Source organism: Corynebacterium glaucum (genome assembly GCF_002287505.1).
GTDB lineage: Bacteria > Actinomycetota > Actinomycetes > Mycobacteriales > Mycobacteriaceae > Corynebacterium > Corynebacterium glaucum.
In genome coordinates, this window is record NZ_CP019688.1 from 1699360 (window position 1) to 1717819 (window position 18460).

Annotated in this window: 18 protein-coding genes and 1 pseudogene; 3 read left to right on the forward strand and 16 right to left on the reverse strand. The window is 63.3% G+C overall.

Features of this window, described 5'->3' with window-relative positions:
- Positions 1-4: 4 nt before the first annotated feature.
- Positions 5-652, reverse strand: coding sequence for a WKL family lipoprotein (locus CGLAU_RS08260; protein WP_095660281.1), 648 nt, complete (start codon positions 650-652; stop codon positions 5-7).
- Positions 653-746: 94 nt separating this feature from the next.
- On the opposite strand from CGLAU_RS08260, the gene CGLAU_RS08265 reads away from it, so the two are divergent.
- A complete protein-coding gene (locus CGLAU_RS08265) occupies positions 747-1658 on the forward strand; it encodes an asparaginase (protein ID WP_095660282.1) in 912 nt (303 codons plus the stop codon).
- Here CGLAU_RS08265 and CGLAU_RS08270 read toward each other — a convergent pair.
- The 5 genes and pseudogenes from CGLAU_RS08270 to CGLAU_RS08285 all read right to left on the reverse strand — a co-directional run bounded on the left by CGLAU_RS08270 (position 1647) and on the right by CGLAU_RS08285 (position 5293).
- Positions 1647-3020, reverse strand: coding sequence for a DNA polymerase IV (locus CGLAU_RS08270; protein WP_095660283.1), 1374 nt, complete (start codon positions 3018-3020; stop codon positions 1647-1649). The genes CGLAU_RS08265 and CGLAU_RS08270 overlap by 12 nt on opposite strands.
- Before the next feature lie 78 nt (positions 3021-3098).
- The gene (locus tag CGLAU_RS08275; RefSeq protein WP_232507085.1) at positions 3099-3245 is read right to left on the reverse strand and encodes a hypothetical protein; all 147 of its coding nucleotides are present in this window, start codon (positions 3243-3245) and stop codon (positions 3099-3101) included.
- A 6-nt stretch (positions 3246-3251) separates the two neighbouring features.
- A pseudogene (locus CGLAU_RS12590) lies at positions 3252-3317 on the reverse strand (HNH endonuclease); the annotation flags it as partial.
- A gap of 106 nt (positions 3318-3423) precedes the next feature.
- A complete protein-coding gene (locus CGLAU_RS08280; RefSeq protein WP_095660285.1) occupies positions 3424-3753 on the reverse strand; it encodes an ArsR/SmtB family transcription factor in 330 nt (109 codons plus the stop codon).
- Positions 3754-4057: 304 nt separating this feature from the next.
- The gene (locus CGLAU_RS08285; protein WP_232507086.1) at positions 4058-5293 is read right to left on the reverse strand and encodes an MFS transporter; all 1236 of its coding nucleotides are present in this window, start codon (positions 5291-5293) and stop codon (positions 4058-4060) included.
- Positions 5294-5823: 530 nt separating this feature from the next.
- Here CGLAU_RS08285 and CGLAU_RS08290 point away from each other — a divergent pair.
- Complete coding sequence (locus CGLAU_RS08290; RefSeq protein ID WP_095660287.1) at positions 5824-6504, forward strand: metallophosphoesterase family protein; 681 nt, start codon at positions 5824-5826, stop codon at positions 6502-6504.
- Positions 6497-6985, forward strand: coding sequence for a carboxymuconolactone decarboxylase family protein (locus CGLAU_RS08295; RefSeq protein ID WP_095660288.1), 489 nt, complete (start codon positions 6497-6499; stop codon positions 6983-6985). The genes CGLAU_RS08290 and CGLAU_RS08295 overlap by 8 nt, the downstream gene beginning before the upstream one ends.
- Here CGLAU_RS08295 and ileS read toward each other — a convergent pair whose 3' ends face one another.
- From ileS to CGLAU_RS08345, 10 genes are all read right to left on the reverse strand, one after another.
- A complete protein-coding gene (ileS, locus tag CGLAU_RS08300) occupies positions 6986-10144 on the reverse strand; it encodes an isoleucine--tRNA ligase (RefSeq protein ID WP_095660289.1) in 3159 nt (1052 codons plus the stop codon). It lies immediately after the preceding gene.
- 215 nt (positions 10145-10359) lie between these two features.
- On the reverse strand, positions 10360-11355 hold the full coding sequence (locus CGLAU_RS08305; protein ID WP_095660290.1) for a DivIVA domain-containing protein: 996 nt from the start codon (positions 11353-11355) through the stop codon (positions 10360-10362).
- Between the two features lie 71 nt (positions 11356-11426).
- Positions 11427-11738 carry a YggT family protein gene (locus tag CGLAU_RS08310; RefSeq protein ID WP_095660291.1) on the reverse strand — a complete coding sequence of 104 codons (312 nt, stop codon included), beginning with the start codon at positions 11736-11738 and terminating at the stop codon, positions 11427-11429.
- A gap of 47 nt (positions 11739-11785) precedes the next feature.
- Positions 11786-12277, reverse strand: a complete 492-nt coding sequence (locus CGLAU_RS08315) for a cell division protein SepF (protein ID WP_095660292.1) — start codon at positions 12275-12277, stop codon at positions 11786-11788.
- A gap of 46 nt (positions 12278-12323) precedes the next feature.
- On the reverse strand, positions 12324-13025 hold the full coding sequence (locus CGLAU_RS08320; protein WP_095660293.1) for a YggS family pyridoxal phosphate-dependent enzyme: 702 nt from the start codon (positions 13023-13025) through the stop codon (positions 12324-12326).
- Positions 13022-13750 (reverse strand): peptidoglycan editing factor PgeF, encoded by a 729-nt coding sequence (gene pgeF / locus CGLAU_RS08325; protein WP_095660294.1) that lies wholly within the window; start codon positions 13748-13750, stop codon positions 13022-13024. The genes CGLAU_RS08320 and pgeF overlap by 4 nt, the downstream gene beginning before the upstream one ends.
- Positions 13751-13760: 10 nt before the next feature.
- A complete protein-coding gene (gene ftsZ / locus CGLAU_RS08330; RefSeq protein ID WP_095660295.1) occupies positions 13761-15023 on the reverse strand; it encodes a cell division protein FtsZ in 1263 nt (420 codons plus the stop codon).
- Between the two features lie 156 nt (positions 15024-15179).
- Positions 15180-15914, reverse strand: coding sequence for a cell division protein FtsQ/DivIB (locus CGLAU_RS08335; RefSeq protein ID WP_095660296.1), 735 nt, complete (start codon positions 15912-15914; stop codon positions 15180-15182).
- A gap of 10 nt (positions 15915-15924) precedes the next feature.
- Positions 15925-17361 (reverse strand): UDP-N-acetylmuramate--L-alanine ligase, encoded by a 1437-nt coding sequence (murC, locus tag CGLAU_RS08340; protein WP_095660297.1) that lies wholly within the window; start codon positions 17359-17361, stop codon positions 15925-15927.
- Positions 17362-18456, reverse strand: coding sequence for a UDP-N-acetylglucosamine--N-acetylmuramyl-(pentapeptide) pyrophosphoryl-undecaprenol N-acetylglucosamine transferase (locus tag CGLAU_RS08345; RefSeq protein WP_095660298.1), 1095 nt, complete (start codon positions 18454-18456; stop codon positions 17362-17364).
- Between the last annotated feature and the right edge of the window lie 4 nt (positions 18457-18460).

The window sequence follows — 18460 nt, forward strand, 5'->3', positions numbered from 1 at the left end:
GTTCCTACAGCCCCGGCGCCTGCTGGTAGCCCTGCTCAGGTGCAGGTGCTGCAGGTGCGGCAGGCGCTGCCGGCGCTGCGGGTGCTGGCGCGCCACCCTGGCCCGGATCAACCGGAGCCGGCGCGACCGGCGGATTCGCGCTGCACATTGCCGGCACCTGCTCCGGCGGCAGGGTCGAGGAAATCAGGTTGCAGGCCCACATCTGGGACAGCTTCCAGTGGCCGCCCTCGTTGACGAAGGTGACGTCGTTGATCAGCGTCGGCTCCTGGCCCGGCGCGGTGAGGTTCACCGCAGCCAGCACCTGGTTCGGCTCGAAGTCCGGCAGCACCGGCTCCACGACCTGGAAGTTCGCGCCGGATTCAACCTGGGACTGCGTCATGACGTCGAAAAGCTCCGGCACGTTCTCACCGCCTTGGACGGTGAGCATGCGCTCTTGAATCGGCAGGTTCGGATCCGCCGCGCGCTGAATCACGGAGTTGAGCTCCGCCACCGTCGGCATCTCCGCCACCGGAGCGGCTTGGGTCTGCTGTTCACTCGACGGCGCAGCGGCAGTCGTGGTCTCCTCCGCCGCATCCTGCTCATCGGAGCAGGCGGCCAGCCCCACGCTCAGGCCAATCGCAGCAACAGCAGCGGCAATTTTTTGTGTATGCACGTGTTCTCCCTTTCACATGTGTAACACCACGAGCGTACCCATAGCCCCACGCCGAACCCCAAACGACACCGCCACTTCTGGCACGCTAGTGCACATGGGCAACTTTGTTCTCGTGATTTCCACCGGCGGCACCATCGCGTGCACCACGGATGCTACCGGCACGCGCCGGCCAACGCTCACCGCCGCTGAGCTTGTCGAACAGTCCGGCACCGCCGAAAGTGTCGGGGTCTATGACGCAGCCAACCTCGACTCCTCAGCCATCACCCTCGCCGACATCGACACGCTCGCAGAGTTCATCGAGCAATCGCTTATCGACGACTCCGTGACCGGCATCGTCCTCACCCACGGCACCGATTCGCTGGCAGAAACAGCCCTGGCGCTCGACCTCATTCACCACGATCCCCGACCCGTTGTCCTTACCGGGGCGCAGCACCCCTCCGACCACCCGCACACCGACGGACCGGAGAACCTGCGCCGCGCCATCGACGTCGCCGCTGACCCGCTGCGCCGCGGCCAGGGCGTCCTCGTGCACTTCGACGGCGACACCCTGCCGGCCCGCGGCCTGTACAAGGCCTCCACTGCGGACCTCGGCGCGTTCGCGTTGACCACCGAGCGTCCGCAGCCGCGCCCCGCCCCAGTGCCGCGCGCCACGCTCAGCGGCATCAACGTACCCATCCTGCGCGCCTGGCCCGGCGCCGACGGCACGCTGGTCGAGCTCGCCGCGAACACCAACCCAGACGGCATCGTCGTCGAAGCACTCGGCTCTGGCAATGTCTCCCCCGCCATGGGCGAGGCCCTCGGCCGCGCCATCGAGCGTGGCATCCCCGTTGTCGTTTCCACCTCGGTTCCGCGTGGCGGCGTGGAATTCGCCTACGGCGGGGGCGGCGGTGGCGCCACTCTCGGCGAACTCGGCGCCCTCCCCGCCGGCTCCCTCTCCCCCGGCCAGGCCCGCATCGCGCTCATCACCGCGTTGGCCACAGGAACAGACCCGAGCTCACTGCTCTAGCCAATCACCCCAGTCCAAGCTGTCGAGGGGGTCTGCTGGGTGGAGCAGTGGGTCGTCGGCACGCATGCTTTTGATGCGACCTGGACCAGTGGCTCGGGTTTCAAACCGCACGGTGACCCATCCTTTGCCCGCGCCCTGCACCCAGCCGTGGCCGTGCTCTTCGTGGTAGACGTCCTGCGTGGCCTGCCACTGCCCCGCCTTCGGCGCAGCATCAGCGATGACCTCCACCTGCGGCCCGCCGGCGCGGTCCGATACCCCGGACTCGTAATCCGTTTGCACTGGTTTCACGATTGTTTGGTCGAGCTCGGGAAACAGGACGTCTTGCAGCGAATCCTCCAGCCCCGAATAGCTCACACCCACCAGCCGGATCGGGCCGACTTCATCCGGGTAGCGCATGATACGAAACGCGGTGGCCAAGAGCGTCTCCTCATCATCGGTGGCGTACGGCAGGGTCGCCGAACGTGACTCGGTGTGGAAGTCCGACATCTTCAGCTTCACTGTCACTGTGCGCGCGCCGCGGCCATCCTTGCGCAAGCGTCGATGCGACTCTGCGGCCGCTCGCTTGAGTGCTGCGTCGACCTCGGGCGCGGTCGTGAGATCCTTTGGATAGGTGTGCTCGGAGGAAATCTGCTTCGACTCGGCGCGGGGCGCGACTGCACGGTCATCGTGACCGCGCGCGAGGTGCCACAGCTGCTTGCCGACGACACCCCCGAGCGCGATCTCGACCTCCTTCTCAGTCAGCGCTGCGAGATCACCGATCGTCTCAATACCTGCCGCTTTCAGCTTTGCGCCGGTCACCGGCCCCACTCCCCACAGCTCGTTAACCGGCAGCGGGTGCAGGATCTCCAACTGCTCCTCGTGCGGGATAACGAACACACCGTCTGGTTTCGCCAAACCGGAGCCGATCTTCGCGTACTGCTTGCCGCTGCCCGCGCCGATCGAGCTCGGCAAGCCGGTTTCGCGTTTGATTTCCGCGCGGAGCTCGTTGGCCCATTCGGTAACCGCGTCGGGTGAGGCGTCGAAAAGCACCGATGGCTCCATGAAGGCCTCATCGATGGAGAGCTGCTCGAACACATCTACGTGGCGCGCGATGATCTCGAATACCCTGCGGGAGGCTGCGGAGTAGACGGGACGCCGGGGTGCGACGAGTACTGCTTGCGGTCCGACGAGCCGCGCCGCCCGGTGGGTGGGCATTGCGGAGCGGGCGCCGTACTTGCGGGCCTCATAGCTCGCGCCTGCGACTACCCCGCGGCCCGAGACCCCCGCCACGAGCACCGGGCGACCTTTGAGCGTTGGGCGGGTGAGCTGCTCCACGGATGCGTAAAACGCGTCCATATCGATGTGCAGCACCCAACGTGACATGTCCCTCACGGTACCTGGAGCCCCGCTGGCCTCCGCTGATTGCTCATCGCATCACCGGCGTGTGCCGGGCGCGGTTGGCTAGGCGAAGGTGAGGTCGTCCCGCACCTCAGCGGACTCCACCCGCTCCGGAAGCCCTCTGACGCTGGCCAGAAACCGCGAGCCGTCGATAAAGCTGAGTTCGATGGCTGAACCCCGAGCCCGGATCTCCACAAGGCCGTGGCTCACCTTCGAGTGGCAGCTTGAACACAAGGGGATGAGGTTGTCGATGTTGGTTTCGCCGCCCTCTGCCCACTCGATTTAACGCAGCAGGTAGCGCACCGTGGTGCACTTTGGACAACGCCACCCAATTGGAAGGAGGTAGACAAAATCCCATTGAGTCCAAGACCCAATCTTGAAGTCTTTATCACTCCAGCTGGCCGCCTCCACTCGAGATAATTATCTGGTCCAGCAAGCCGGGGAACGCTTTCTCAAGATCAGTTCTGCGCAGACGCGTCATGCGTCCATTTCCCACGTCACGCTGCCAGACCAAACCGGCATTGCGCAGAACTTTGAAGTGATGTGTTCGCGTCGAAGGCGCCCATGGGGTACCGAATTCTGAACAGAATTGTTCAGTACCATCGGGCTGAGCAGCCAATTCTACGATTACTTTGCGTCGGTTAGCGTCTGACAGCGCATGCAAAATCTTAGAGAGGTCAAACTCGTCGACACTTGGGTGGCCATCCTGATCAGCCATGCGGTCTCCCATCAAGGAATGAAGCAACTAACAAAATAGTAGCTATTCAGAGTCTTGCAACATCATTCCAGGTTGAATAGACCACGCGAACTATTGGAAAGAAATCTTTTACTTTCAAGCCGTAATACGGGGCGATGCACTCATACTCCCGTGTCCCAGTTGATGTTCTCAGGGGTCGCTGCTGGAGAAAACGTCGGCAGCTGTTCAGCCAGTTCGGCAAAATGACCTCCATCGAATCACCCCAGAGACCGGGAACGACTCGGATATCGAATAAACGAATAGCTGAGCCTATTGTTCCTTACTCCTATCCATTTGACCGAGAGTTGGATCTACGCCTTACGAGTACAACAGACACGGTCACAAGCAAGACAAGGACCGTCAGTATGAGCGCGCTGGTCCCGAAAGCGTCGGCATAGACATCTGGATGGCCCGGTTGCCCAGCTGCGGTATTCGTCGCGGCTTCACCGGAAAGCTGGTGTCGAATTTGCACAGAAAGTATGAACGCGTACCCGGCGACGAACAACGCCTCACTACCCACACGGAAAAAGTTGAGCACGCCAGCAGCTGTACCAGTCCTTTCAGGAGGAACTACCTCCAGTGCGTGTCCATCTACAAGGCCAATGGGTAGGCCGAAACCCAATCCAAGCAAGATCATCGGAGCGATAACGAGCCCGATTGATCCCTCGGGCGTGAGCAACACAAGTCCAAGGTCTCCGACAATTAGGCAGATCAGACTGAGGTACACCACAAAGCCAACCGTGATCCACGAGACCTTCTCAATTAACTTAGCCACCAGAATTGGCGCAACTACGACGGGGATTGTCATTGCAAGCATGATCAGGCCAGCTCGTCCCGGACCGATACCTTTAATGCCACTGAAGGCAGAAGGTAAATAGGTCAGCATTGTAACGAATCCGATTGAGCCCGCAATCGGCACCAAACACATGGCGAGAAACTCTCTGTTCTTAAGAATGGAGAGGTCAAGCAGAGGTGCCTTCGTCTCTTTCGGGTCCTGCACAGCGCCGCTGGCTGCAGGAAGGAATCTTGTATTCAGACTAACCAACGCAAGAATCGCGCCATGAACAGCAAAAACTCCCCGCCAACCGAAGCTCGAAACCAGAATTCCTGAGATAGTCGGACCTAATGTCAAGCCCAATCCGTTGATCGTTCCAAAGAGGGCGAATGCTCGGCCTCGCGCGTTGCCTTCATAAGCGTTAGAGAGCATAGAGCTGGCCCCAGTGAGGACGGCTGCCGCCCCGAACCCTGCGATAATTCGCATGCAATCAAGCAAAAGCAGCGACGGGCTAGCCGCACTTATCAGGCTAGACAGCGAGAAAAGGGTCGATCCGATGGCGAAAGTCATGCGATAACCAATACGGTCACTTACAGCTCCCCAGCCGAGAACACCGAGTGCAAACGCGGCGTTAAAGCCGTTCACTACCCATTGAAGTGCTGTCGTATTTGCTCCAAGGTCAGTGGAGATTTGCGGAAGAGCGATGCCCGTACCGGCAATCGACATCGGCGTAATGAATTGCGCCACAAGGACTATAGGCAAAGTCCATCGACTTGGGGCGGTGTCCGCCACGACTTTCTCTTCTGACATAACTGCTACCATCCTGCCTGTCTCGCTAGATACTATACTTATAGTAGCTACTAAACTTTTAGTACCTGCGCAAGCGGAGGGGCGGTACTTCGCCGAAAATCAGGGCCAGATTGAATTGGTTAAACTCTGCGATTTTTGCGGCGGCGTTTGCACCTGAGCCGAACTCGAAAGGCGATGAAGTCCAAGGATCCTGTCGGCGATCGCCCGCACCCCGATTGGGTACCGACCTCGGTTTCAAGTGGTGCAGGCCCTCGAATCTAGATTCGCTTGCACACCTCATTGACCCTCGCCCACTTCCCTAATTCGAGTTGCCGTTTATTGTGTTTGCGCTCCGGGTCCACCTCTGGTTGTCCGCCGCGCGGACAACCCTCAACCCCCGCTTGACTCTCCTCCGCCGCGCGGACGACCCTCAACCACCGCTTCACAGTTGTCCGCCTCGCGGACAAGCACCCACTACCGTGGACCCCATGGATCCCATTCTCGCGCTCGCAGACATCCACCTCGGCCGCAAACAGTCCGGCGACAAGAAAATTGGGCCAGGCCTCGCATGGGCCCTCGACGCGCTCGACCAGGGTGCCAAAGCGGGCGCGCGCCACTTGATCATGGCGGGCGACATCATCGACCGGAAGCGCTTCACCGAAGTCACATACGACGAGGTAAACCAGTTCTTCGAGCGCGGCCTTTCGCTTTTCGACACCGTCCTGTTCACCCCCGGCAACCACGACACCCACCACAACCTCGACCTCCCCACCGGCGTCACCGTCGCCTCACCCTCCCCCGCCACCTACCTAATGGGCAGCTGCGCAGTGCACACCGCAGGGGTTGAGGTCGACAAAGACCCGCGCGAGCTTGTCGGGAGCTTTCCTTTGCTTATCGACGGCACCGTCAACCTCGGCATCCTCCACACCAGCCTCACCGGCGAGCATTCCAACAACCCGTGCTTACCATGCACTCGGGAAGAGCTGCTTGACTACGGCTGCGACGCGTGGTTGCTTGGGCATGTGCATCAGCCCGTTTCGGTCAATGAGTCTCCGTTCATCGGCTGGATTGGCATGGGGCGCGCACTGATTGTGCGCACCGCCGAGCCGCAAGCTGAATCGAAGGTGACAGTCGAGGAACTGACCACAGTACGTTGGAAACATGCCTAGTCGAAACCGCAAACCCATCCCCAAAGTCGCTTACGCGCCGATGGTTGGTTTGGAAACCTTCGTGCGAGCGCGAGTGGACAAGGACATGTCGCACCTGGTGCAGCTGCGCGCATCCGCGCTAAACCAATGCGTCTACTGCCTCGCGATGCACCGCCGGGATGCGCGCAAGGATGGCTGGTCGAAAGACCGCATCCGCCAAGTTGAAGCGTGGACGGATCACCGCGACGAATTCAACGCCGCAGAAGCCGCTGCCCTCGAGCTCACAGACGCGGTGACGCGCATCCACGGTGACGAGTCGGTTCCGGACGAGCTGTGGAACCGCGTTGAGGCCGAGCACGGCGAGAAGAACGCCCGCAACCTGCTGATGGCGATCGTGACCATCAACGCGTGGAACCGAATCGGGATTACCACCCGACTCGATCCCACAAGTCTCTCGGGCGTGGACGCGTTCGACCTCGGAGAAGAGCAGGGCGAAGAGTAGCTAGCCGTTCTTTTCGACGGTCGCGGTGACGCCGTCGATGACCTCTACCGCCCCATCCAGAGGCTCGGACACGACCGTGAAGTCGGTCGCAAGCGTCTCGCCAGCGATGTGCGACGCGTGGCGCTCCGCCCACTCGACGCGCTCCGCGGGCACCGACAGGCGTACCGCAATGCGGTCGGAAACGGCCAGACCTGCCTGCTTACGCGCATCCTGCAGGCCGCGGATCACGTCCGCTGCCCAGCCCTCAGCTTCCAGCTCCTCGGTGACTTCGGTGTCCAGAACAACCAAGCCGACGGTGCCGTTCGGGCCCTCGACGCGCGCCGTGGACTCCGGGTTCTCGGCCACGAGACGCTCGGTGTAGAGCTCCGGGGTCAGCACGATATCACCATCGACCACGACGTTCTCGCCATCGCGGACGTAGTTGCCAGCCTTGACGTTCTTGATCGCCCGCTGCACGTCTTTGCCCAGTTTCGGGCCAGCCACCTTGGCATTGACAACCACGTCGAAGGAACCTGCGGCGTCCACATCGTCGCTAAGCACAAGCTCCTTGACATTGACCTCGTCGCGGATGACCGAGGCGAAGTCCTGCAGCTGGCCTGCGTTCGGCAGCGCGACGGTGAGCGCGGGCAGCGGCAGGCGGTTGCGCAGCTTACGCGCCTTGCGCACCGACGACGCTGCGGAGCACACCGCGCGGGTGGCGTCCATGGTGGCGACTAGCTCTTCGTTCGACGGCAGATCCGAGGCCTTCGGGTAGTCGGTGAGGTGCACGGAGCGCTCGCCGGTGAGGCCGCGCCAGATCACCTCGGTGATGTACGGCAGCAGCGGGGCCGCGGCGCGGCAGGTGACCTCAAGCACGGTGTACAGCGTGTTGAAGGCCTCCGGGTGCGCCTCCTGGCCCTCCCAGAAGCGGTCGCGGGAACGGCGCACGTACCAGTTAGTCAGCGTGTCGGCGAACTGGCGAAGCTCCTCGCAGGCATCGGCAATGCGGACCTCGTCGAGCGCGGCACCGACACCGGCGACCATGTCGTGTGTCTTGGCCAAGATGTACCGGTCGAGCACGTCGGTGGAATCCACCGACCACTGCGCCTCCTCCGACGAATAGAGCTGCAGGAAGGTGTACGCATTCCAGATCGGCAGGATCGCCTGACGCACGCCGTCGCGGATGCCCTGCTCGGTGACGATGAGGTTTCCGCCGCGCAGAATCGGCGAGGACATGAGGAACCAGCGCATCGCGTCGGAGCCGTCGCGGTCGAAGACCTCGTTGACGTTCGGGTAGTTGCCCTTCGACTTGGACATCTTCTGCCCGTCGCTGCCCAACACGATGCCGTGCGCGACGACTTTCTTGAACGCGACGCGGTCAAACAGCGCGGTCGACAGCACGTGCTGCACGTAGAACCAGCCGCGGGACTGGCCCGAGTACTCCACGATGAAGTCCGCCGGCTGGCGCACGTCGTGCTCCTCGACGTTCTCAAACGGGTAGTGGTACTGCGCGAACGGCATCGACCCGGATTCGAACCAGCAGTCCAGCACGTCCGGCACGCGGCGCATCATGGATTGCCCCGTCGGGTCGTCCGGGTTCGGGCGCACCAAGTCGTCGATATACGGGCGGTGCAGCGACTTGGGGCGTTCACCGAAGTCGCGCTCCAGCTCCTCCAGCGAGCCGTAGACGTCCACGCGCGGGAACTCCGGGTTGTCCGACACCCACGCCGGCACCGGTGAACCCCAGTAGCGGGTGCGCGAGATGTTCCAGTCGCGCGCACCCTCGAGCCACTTGCCAAATTGGCCGTCGCGCATGTGGGACGGGATCCACTCGATCTCCTGGTTGAGCTCCACCATGCGGTCGCGGATCTCCGTGACCTTCACAAACCACGCCGGCAGCGCCATGTAGATCAGCGGCTCGCCCGAGCGCCACGAGTGCGGGTAGGAGTGCTCGATCGTCTGGTCGCGCACCACGCGGCCGCGCTCCTTGAGGTCGCGGATGATGTCGCGGTTCGCGTCAAACACCAGCTTGCCCTCGTAGTCCGGCACGAGCGAGGTGAACTTGCCGTCTGCGTCCACGGGAATGACCAGCGGGACACCGTAGCGTTCGCAGATGAGCATATCGTCCTCACCGAACGCAGGGGCCTGGTGCACGACACCGGTGCCGTCTTCGGTGGTCACGTAATCAGCGGTAAGCACCATGAATGCATTCTCGGTGTCCCTGAAGTAGTCAAACACCGGCTCATAGGTCAGGCCCTCGAGCTCTGCGCCAGCAAACGTCGCCAGCACCTCGTACTCGCCCAGCTCCTTCGCGTACGCACCCAGCAGGTCAGTTGCCAGGAGCAATTGCTTATCGACGGTCCGGACAACGCTGTACTCCACCTCCGGATGCACCGCGAGCGCCAAGTTTGACGGCAGAGTCCAGGGAGTAGTGGTCCACGCGATTGCGGCGGCGTCGTGAAGCTCTGGGTGCTCTTCCCATGTCTTTTGGGCGGGGAAGCCTTCGCGCGCGCCGGTCAGCGGCATGGTGACGGTGACGGTCGGGTCCTGGCGCATGCGGTAGGAGTCGTCCAGGCGGGTCTCCTGGTTCGACAGCGGGGTGTGTTCAGCCCACGAATACGGCAGCACGCGGAAGCCCTGGTAGATCAGGCCCTTGTCGTAGAGTTCCTTGAACGCCCACATGACGGACTCCATGTACTCCGGGTCCATGGTCTTGTAGCCGTTTTCAAAGTCCACCCAGCGGGCCTGGCGGGTGACGTATTCTTCCCACTCGTCCGCGTAGTGCATGACGGACTGGCCACAGTACTCGTTGAACTTCTCCAAGCCCATGTCTTCGATCTGGGCTTTGTCGGTGATACCGAGCTGCTTCTCGGCCTCGAGCTCCGCGGGCAAGCCGTGGCAGTCCCAACCAAACACGCGGGGGACGAAGTAGCCCGCCTGCGTGCGGTAACGCGGGACGATGTCTTTGACGTAGCCGGTCAGCAGGTGGCCGTAGTGCGGCAAGCCGTTGGCGAAAGGGGGGCCGTCGTTGAAGACGTACTCCTCGCACCCTTCGCGGTTTTCAAGGGAAGCTTGGAACGTGTTGTCCTCGTTCCAAAACTTCAGCACCTCTTGTTCCATGTCCGGGAATTTGGTGCTGCCCCCGGTGAGATCGACCTTGGGATAGACGTTGCCTACCATCACGCATTCCTCCACATCCAACGCAGGGACGCTTGCGATGCGCGGTACCACCCTGCTTGAGCGCGTAGCGCGCTCCGCTTCGTTGTGGAGGAAGTGACGTCTTCCCTGATACGTCCGGTTCTACTGAGCGTGGTGCTGTTCTTCCGGAACGCTCCCCGGTGATGGCCGGATCATTGCGTGTGTGCGCTTATCGTAGCGCACAGTTGTCGAGCGGACTATTTCTCGTTTGGTGCGAAGCTGCCGCGGGACTCCAGCTCCTCGAGCTGGGAGGTCAGCATCGTCTTCAGACGGGTGCGGTACTCGCGCTCGAAGGTGCGCAGCTCTGCGATGCGGTTCTCCAGCGCGGTCTGCTGCTGCTTCACCGTGTTCATGATCTCGGTGTGCTTGCGCTCTGCCTCAGCCTGGAGCTGCTTCGCCTGCTCCTCCGCCTGGCGGATCTGTGCCTCCGCGCGGGAGGTGGCATCGCTAGTGGTCTGCTCAGCCTTCTTCTGGGCATCCAGCACAAGCGTGTTGGCGCGCTGCTCGGCCTCGCGGGTGGTCTGATTTGCGCGCTGCTCGGCGTCGCGGGTGGTCTGCTCCGCGCGCTTCTGCGCATCCTGGAGCTGACGCTTCGAGTTGGTGTCCGCCTCGGTGAGCTGCTTGTCGGCGGCGCTGCGCGCCTCGGTGAGCATGCTCTGCGCCTCGGCCTGTGCGTCGGAAGTCAGGCGCTCTGCCATCTCCTGCGCGAGACCAAGCACCTTAGCGGCCTGCACGTGGGTGTCCGCTGATGCTGTACCCTCGGTTCGCGACGACGCAGCGGCCTTCACCTCGGTGTTGGAGTTGCCCGAGGCCTTCCTCGCTTCCTCCGCCTGCTGACGCGCCTTCTTCGCCTCGTCACGTGCAGCGGCAACCTGGGACTCAGCCTGCTCCTGGGCTTCCTTCGCCTGGCGCAAACGGGCTTCGTAATCAGCGCGCAGCCGCTCCTCGACATCGCGTCGGATCGCCGACTCGTCGACATCAGAGCGGATCGGGGTAGCTGCAGCCGACGATGCCTCGCCGTTGCTGAGCTCCTCGACGCGAGCGCGCAGGTCGTCGTTCTCGTCCTGCAGCTGCGCGAGCGTGTCCTCTACTAGGTCGAGGAACTGGTCGACCTCGTCCTCGTTATAGCCACGCTTCCCGATTGGCGGCTTGCTGAAAGCTACATTGTGCACGTCTGCGGGTGTCAGCGGCATGAGCGTTCCCTTCGGTTAAGAATTCGGTTCAAGAATTATTTATACCCTGAATCTACACCAGACATTGAACTTTATGCCCGGATACCTGGCATGATCAACAGCCCATTGATGAGCATTTGGATGATCATTAGCACGATGAACAGCACAATTACGCTGATATCGATCCCAATCCCCCCGCCCGCCTGAAGCGGTGGAATCATGCGGCGAAGGGCCTTGACAGGTGGATCAGTGATCACGAAAAGTGGCTCAGCCACAACGAAGAACCACGACGGTGGATCAAACTGCTTGGAAAACCCCTGAATCATCTCGATGATGATGCGGATGACCACCACGAGCGAGTACAAGCCCACCAAGGCGTAAAGAATTGCTCCTACGAATGCCACGGCTACCAACCCTACCTACCGCGCCCCCTTGCGCGGTATCGCGCCAACTAGGCGAGGCGGGCCGCGCGCTTGAGCTCGTCGGTGGTGATGCGAGCGTTCTCCGGCACGATCGCGAACACGCGGCGACGCGAGCCGGTATTACGAGCCAGGTTGAGCATGCTGCCACGCAGTGCGAAGCACAGGCCAGCGGCAAAGTCGACGACGCGCTTGGCATCAGCGGTGTCGAGATCGGTGAGATCCATGATCACGGCGTCGCCATCCCGGAACGGCTCGCCGATCTCCTTGGCATCGTTGTAGGAACGCGGTGCGGTGCTGACAATCTCCGGGGTGAAGGAGCGGGACTCGTAGGCGGTGTAGCTTGCGCCGCGCTGAGCGGAGTGGGCAGAGTGGGCGGAGTGAGCAGAGTGGGCGGAGCGGGACGTCTGCGGTACCTGCTCGGCGCGCGGCTCGCGGTAGCTCCGCTCGTCGTAGTAGGTGTCCTCAACCTCGTCGTACGGGCCGAAACCGAAGAACTCTTTTGCGCTGCCAATGAAGGACATTTGATGCTCCTAGCTGGGGTGTATTGGGCAAGTGCTCGCGTTTCGCTCAGACTACGGGGCGCGGGCCGAACACCGCAGTACCGACACGCACGATGTCGGATCCGCATGCAATTGCCGTCTCGAAATCACCGCTCATACCAGCCGACAGCACGAGGTTTCGGCCGACGCGTTCGGAGTATTCGTCGGTAAGCGAGCGAAGCTCTTCGAACACCGCGCGGGGCTCAGCGTCCAGCGGTGGGACAACCATGAAACCTTTGAGACGGAGGTGCGCTGCGCCCTCGGTGGCGGCAACGAGTTCGTCGAGACTCTCGCGGGTGATGCCGCCGCGAGAGGTGTCGCCGTCGGCGGAGACTTGAATGAGGCACGGCAGGGTGTCGCTCGTGCGGTCGCCGCGCTCCAGCGCGAGCGACATGCCGCGGTCGAGGCCGTTCGCGAGCTTGACGGAGTCCAAAGAGTGCACCTCGGAAGCCCAGCGTGCGACCGAGTTCGCTTTCTTGGACTGGATCTGGCCGATCATGGCGATCCCGCAGGCGTCGTCAAGCTTTTCTGCTTTCTCCCTTGCCTCCTGCTCGCGGTTTTCTCCCACCATGGTGATGCCGTGCGCCGCGACGTCGCGAATGGCTTCGACCGGGTGGAATTTGCTGACCGGCAGGAGGGTGACGCTGCCAGATTCGCGGCCGGCTGCGCGCTCGGCCTCGCGGATCTGGGACTGAACACGCTCAAGGTTGTCGGCGATCATGCTGCTCATGCTGCCCCCGTCAACCAGATCACGCCGGACTGGCGGCCGGTGGTGCCTTCGCGGCGGTAGGAGAAGAAGTCGGTGTCCGTAATGGTGTCGCGCGGATCAGCGTCGACGTTGGTAACCCCCAGGCTGAGAAGTTGGCGAACGAGGCCCGCGCGGATGTCCAGGCCGGTGGTTCCCTTGCGGGTTGTGGTCAAAGCACCGGGCAAATGCTTCTCGACGTCTTGCGCCATCTCTTTGGGGACCTCGTAGGTCTCCCCCGCCGCGGCCGGTCCGAGCAGTACCTGGATGTTGGGAGTGGTAGCTCCGAGCTCCAGCATGGTCTCCACCGTCTTTTTCACAATGCCGTTGCGTGCGCCAAGCCGGCCCGCGTGCGCGGCGGCGACTACGCCCGCGGAGTGGTCCGCGAGCAACACGGGGACACAGTCGGCGACGAGGACGCAGAGGGCAAGGCCGGTCTCGCGGGTGACTATGGCGTCAGTCGCCTCCACAGGTTCGGACTGCGGGCCGTCCACCACCGTGACCGTGTTGGTGTGGAGCTGCTCCATCCAGACAAACTGCGCTGCGTTGAGGCCGAGGATGCGCGCGAGGCGGGCGCGGTTGGCGGCGACGTGGGTCGGGTCATCGCCGACGTGATCGCCGAGGTTGAACGAGCCGTACGGGGACGACGACGCCCCGCCGGCACGGGAAGTGAACACCATGCGGACGGGGCGATTGGAAAGATCTGCCATGCGGGCCAAACTAGCGCATGAAGTCAGGCACGTCGACGTCGAAGTCGTCGTCAAAACCGCGGGTGTCGCGGGTGTCGCGGGGTTCGCGCGAGTCACGGCCGTCGCGATCCGTGAATAGGCCTCCCGAGCGCGGAGAGTCGGAACGGTGGCGGGCCTGGTGTCCGCCGTTGTCGCTGCCGGCGCTGCTCGAGGTAGTCGCGCTGTCGGCGCGGCGATCGTCGAACAACGAGCCGCGTGCGGGTGCCGGGGTGGCGGTCTCAGCAGCGTGCTCCGACTCGACCACGGTGGAACCCGCCGATTCCATGTTCGGCTCCGGCAGCTTGTTGGCCTTCTCGTCGAAGCCGGTGGCAATGATGGTGACGCGGACCTCGTCGCCCAGGTTGTCGTCGATAATGGTGCCGAAGATGATGTTGGCATCCTCGTCGGCCTTTTCGGCGACGATGGTGGCCGCGGTGTTGACCTCGTTGATGCCCAGGTCCGAGCCGCCGGCGATGGAGAGCAGGACGCCCTTCGCGCCTTCCATGGTGGACTCGAGCAGCGGCGAGTTGATCGCCTGCTCGGTAGCGGTGGTGACGCGGTTGTCGCCGCGTGAGGAGCCCACACCCATGAGCGCGGAGCCAGCGTCGGCCATGACGGAGCGCACGTCCGCGAAGTCCACGTTGATCACGCCCGGGGTGGTGATCAAGTTGGTGATGCCCTGGACACCGTTGTGCAGCACCTCATCTGCGGCGCGGAACGCGTCCATCATTGACAAGTCGGCGTCGCCAAGCTGCAGTAGGCGATCGTTCGGGATGACGATGACGGTGTCGCAAACCTCCTTGAGGTTCTCGATGCCCTCCATCGCCTGACGGGTGCGGCGCTTGCCCTCGAAGGTGAACGGGCGGGTAACCACGCCGATGGTCAGCGCACCCATCTTCTTGGCGATGCCGGCCACCACCGGCGCCGCGCCCGTACCCGTGCCGCCACCCTCGCCGGCGGTAACGAAGACCATGTCGGAGCCCTTCAACGACTCCTCAATCTCCTGCTTATGGTCCTCCGCGGACGTCCGGCCAACCTCCGGGTTCGCGCCGGCTCCGAGTCCGCGGGTGGCCTCTCGGCCGATGTCGAGCTTGGTATCAGCGTCGGTGAACAGCAACGCCTGCGAGTCGGTGTTGATGGCAACGAACTCGACGCCCTTGAGACCTTCCTCGATCATGCGGTTCACGGCGTTGACGCCGCCGCCGCCGACACCGACAACGCGGATCATGGCGAGGTAGTTGGCTGGAGAGGTCATGGTGGTGGATCTCGCCTTTCAAAGTGGATGGGTTTTGCAGTGCTTCCCATCTTTAGGGACGAGGCGAGTTTTTTCGTGTTCTGGGTCGGCGTGTCACAACCCTCAACCTCTACTTTAGGGTTGTGACCAGGGGTTTTGCTGCCGTTTAACGCTGCCCTACTTCGACGTGACCAGCTGCGGGTTGGTGATGTTGAACTCCCTGCCCTCCATCTGCAACACCGCCTCGAGCGCGTATGCCTTGTTCTGGTTGTCCTCCGACGCACCCCAGTAAATCGTGCGCCCATCGTGCGTCTTCAACACATGGTTAAAGGGTCCCACTTCAATCACGGCAATCTCGCCGCGAGCTTCATCGCTTATCGACGAAGCGATGTCGACCGCATCCGCCATGACTTGCTCGTTATCCGCTTGGGCCCCAACGAGCTCCACGGCGCCGGCGGGCGGCTCGGCGACAAGAAAAGCCTTGCCGTCGCGGTCGATGAGGTGCGCGCCATCCGACTGCTTGAGATAGGCAACGGCGACATGCTCCTCAAGCGCGACGTCGACGGTGTTCGGCCAGTTGCGTGCCACCGTCACGGTTTTGATCCACGGATCGGAGGCGACGCGGTGTGCTGCGTCGTTGACGTCGACGCGGCCCATCGGAGTGTCCGGCGCAATGCCCGCCAGATCCCGGACCTGGTCCGCAGAGAGCGTGCGGTTTCCTTCCACCGTGACTTCTTTGACCCCCATGACCGGGGTGAACGGTGCAATCGCGGCCAAGGCGGCAACGATTGCCACGCATCCTGCTGCAATGCCGATGGTGCGACGCCGGTTCTTCGGGCGCTGCTCCTCAGGCTGCCGTGGCTGGCGCTCCTCCGCCTCCTCGGGTGGCGGGACACTGATTTTCGTCGACATGGGGCCGCGCTTAGCTTTCCTGGAGGGCGTAGAGGATTTCGTCGGCAAGCAATGTGACATTGCCCGCGCCCATGGTGAAGACGATGTCGCCCGGCTTTGTCAGCGCGGCAACGGTGCGCGGGGCCACCGAGAAGTCCGGCTCGTAGCTGACGGTGGTGCCGGAGTCGTCGGAGATGCGGTCCGTGATGATGCGCGAGTCGACGCCTTCGACCGGCGCCTCGCGGGCCCCGAAGATGTCGAGGACGACCACTGCATCTGCCAGCGAGAGCGCGTCGGCGAATTCGGCGGCAAACTCCTGGGTGCGCGAGTAGAGGTGCGGCTGGAAGCACACCACCACGCGGGCGCCGTCGCCTTCCGAGACCGCCTTTTCGCGCGCTGCGGTGAGCACCGCCGCGACCTCGGTTGGGTGGTGGGCGTAATCATCGTAGACGCGGGTGCCGTCGGGCGCTTGGCCTTTGAACTCGAAGCGCCGGCGCACCCCGGTGAAGTCGCTTAAGCCCCCGGCCAGCTTGACCGGGTCAGCCCCGGTAAGCGAGCCTGCGAGCAGCGCCGCCGCGGAGTTGAGCACCATGTGTCGGCCGGGAACGCCCAGCGTGTAGGTGACGGTGCCGAATTCTGCGAGCTTTATGGTGACATCGACGTTGGAACCGTCAAGCACCTCTCCGGTGATCACGGCGCTAGCGGTGAGGTTCGGGTGGCGCGCGGCGGCTTCTGCCGTGCCGTATCCCTTGACCGTGATGCCGCGCGCCGCTGCGCGTTCACCGCACGCCGCTGCATTGTCGTCGTCCAGGCACACCACGAGCGCTCCCTCGTCCGTGACGCGGTCAGCGAAGTCGTCGAAGACCTTGAAATACGCTTCGCGGGTGCCGAAATAGTCGAGATGGTCCGGCTCAATGTTGGTGATCACGGCAATATCAGGCTTGTAGCGCAGCAAGGAAGCGTCAGATTCGTCGGCCTCTGCGACAAAGACATCGCCCGCGCCGTGGTGGGCGTTGGTGCCGGCGCGGTTGAGCTGGCCCCCGATAGCGAAGGACGGATCTGCCCCGGCCGCCTGCAGCGCCACAACTGCCATTGAGGTGGTCGAGGTCTTGCCGTGAGTGCCAGCGAGGAGCACCTGGGTGTAGCCCTCCATGAGTTCGCCGAGCAGATCCGAGCGGCGAATCACCGGAATGGAAGCCTCCGCGGCGCGGAGCAGCTCCGGGTTGTCTTTCGGGATCGCGGCGAAGCTGGTCACCACGACGGTGGGCAGCTCGCCGGCGAGTTCGAGGTTCTCCGGCGCGTGGCCGATCGCAATCGTCGCGCCCTGGCTGCGCAGCGCACGCACCGGGCGGGAGTCTTTCACATCGGAGCCGGTAACCACCGCGCCGCGGTCCAGCAGGATGTGGGCGACACCGGACATACCGGCACCGCCGATGCCGATGAGGTGGACACGAGACAGGTCGTACATCTACTTGCTCCCCACTGCTTGATCGGTGTTACTTGCGATGTCGTGGATGATCCGAGCGGCGAGGTCTTCCGCGACGTTGCCTGCACCGGACTGGGCCAGGGCTGCGCGCATGTCGGCGAGGCGGGTGTCGTCGCCAAGGATCTCGCTGACCGCGGTGTACAACGACTCCGGCGTCAACGCGGCGTCGTCGATACGCACTGCGGCCCCGGCGGACACGAGGTGCGCCGAGTTGAGCCCCTGCTCACCGTTGCCGTGCGGCAGCGGGACGTAGACCGCGGGCAGGCTGGCGGCGGAGTTTTCAGCGACAGTCATGGCGCCGGAGCGGCACACCACCATGTCGGCGACTGCGTACGCGGCCTCCATGTCATCGATGTACGGCACCGCCGTGTAGTGCTCGTGCGCGGCGGGCGCGTCGTTCTTGCGCCCGTAGGCGTGCAGGATCTGGAAGCCATCTGCGACAAGGCGCTCTACGGCGCCGGCGAGCGCCTCGTTGATGCGCACCGCGCCCTGCGAACCACCGGTGACCAGCAAGGTCTTACGGTCCGGATCGAGGTTCCACATCTTCAGGCCGCGCTCGGCCTTCGCGCCGTCGGGGTCGACGCCCACACCGGGACGCACCGGAATGCCGACCACGTCACCGGGCATGCCGGAGTTCGCCACGGCGTTGAAGCCGGTGCCACCGAGGCGCACGCCGAGCTTGTTCGCCATGCCGGCAAGCGCGTTGGTCTCCAGCACGTAGAACGGGATGCCGAGCGAGCGCGCGGCGAGATACGCCGGAGCTGCGACGTAGCCGCCGGTACCAAAGACCGCCTGCGCACCGGTGTCTTTGAGGATCCGGCGCGTCTGGCTCACCGACTTGTTCAGCTTGAACGGCACGCCCGCGAGTAGCCACGGCTTGGAGCGCGGGATGGGCACCGGGTCGATCAGCCGTAGTTCGAAGCCGCGGGCCGGCACGATGGAGGTCTCTAGACCGCGTTCGGTGCCCAGCGCCACAACGTTCGCGTTATGGGCGTCGCGGAGGACTTCACCTACCGCCAACGCCGGTTCGATGTGTCCTGCGGTGCCGCCACCTGCGACAACAACGCTTGGTGCCATGTTT

What these genes read in the sequence shown, in the direction of transcription:
- CGLAU_RS08290 (WP_095660287.1), top strand. Translation starts at nt 5,824, where the DNA reads ATGGATCCCATTCTCGCGCTCGCAGACATCCACCTCGGCCGCAAACAG.
- CGLAU_RS08315 (WP_095660292.1), bottom strand. Translation starts at nt 12,277, where the DNA reads ATGTCCTTCATTGGCAGCGCAAAAGAGTTCTTCGGTTTCGGCCCGTAC.
- CGLAU_RS08270 (WP_095660283.1), bottom strand. Translation starts at nt 3,020, where the DNA reads ATGTCACGTTGGGTGCTGCACATCGATATGGACGCGTTTTACGCATCC.
- CGLAU_RS08305 (WP_095660290.1), bottom strand. Translation starts at nt 11,355, where the DNA reads ATGCCGCTGACACCCGCAGACGTGCACAATGTAGCTTTCAGCAAGCCG.
- pgeF (WP_095660294.1), bottom strand. Translation starts at nt 13,750, where the DNA reads ATGGCAGATCTTTCCAATCGCCCCGTCCGCATGGTGTTCACTTCCCGT.
- ileS (WP_095660289.1), bottom strand. Translation starts at nt 10,144, where the DNA reads ATGGTAGGCAACGTCTATCCCAAGGTCGATCTCACCGGGGGCAGCACC.
- ftsZ (WP_095660295.1), bottom strand. Translation starts at nt 15,023, where the DNA reads ATGACCTCTCCAGCCAACTACCTCGCCATGATCCGCGTTGTCGGTGTC.
- CGLAU_RS08345 (WP_095660298.1), bottom strand. Translation starts at nt 18,456, where the DNA reads ATGGCACCAAGCGTTGTTGTCGCAGGTGGCGGCACCGCAGGACACATC.
- CGLAU_RS08280 (WP_095660285.1), bottom strand. Translation starts at nt 3,753, where the DNA reads ATGGCTGATCAGGATGGCCACCCAAGTGTCGACGAGTTTGACCTCTCT.
- murC (WP_095660297.1), bottom strand. Translation starts at nt 17,361, where the DNA reads ATGTACGACCTGTCTCGTGTCCACCTCATCGGCATCGGCGGTGCCGGT.
- CGLAU_RS08320 (WP_095660293.1), bottom strand. Translation starts at nt 13,025, where the DNA reads ATGAGCAGCATGATCGCCGACAACCTTGAGCGTGTTCAGTCCCAGATC.
- CGLAU_RS08335 (WP_095660296.1), bottom strand. Translation starts at nt 15,914, where the DNA reads ATGTCGACGAAAATCAGTGTCCCGCCACCCGAGGAGGCGGAGGAGCGC.
- CGLAU_RS08295 (WP_095660288.1), top strand. Translation starts at nt 6,497, where the DNA reads ATGCCTAGTCGAAACCGCAAACCCATCCCCAAAGTCGCTTACGCGCCG.
- CGLAU_RS08265 (WP_095660282.1), top strand. Translation starts at nt 747, where the DNA reads ATGGGCAACTTTGTTCTCGTGATTTCCACCGGCGGCACCATCGCGTGC.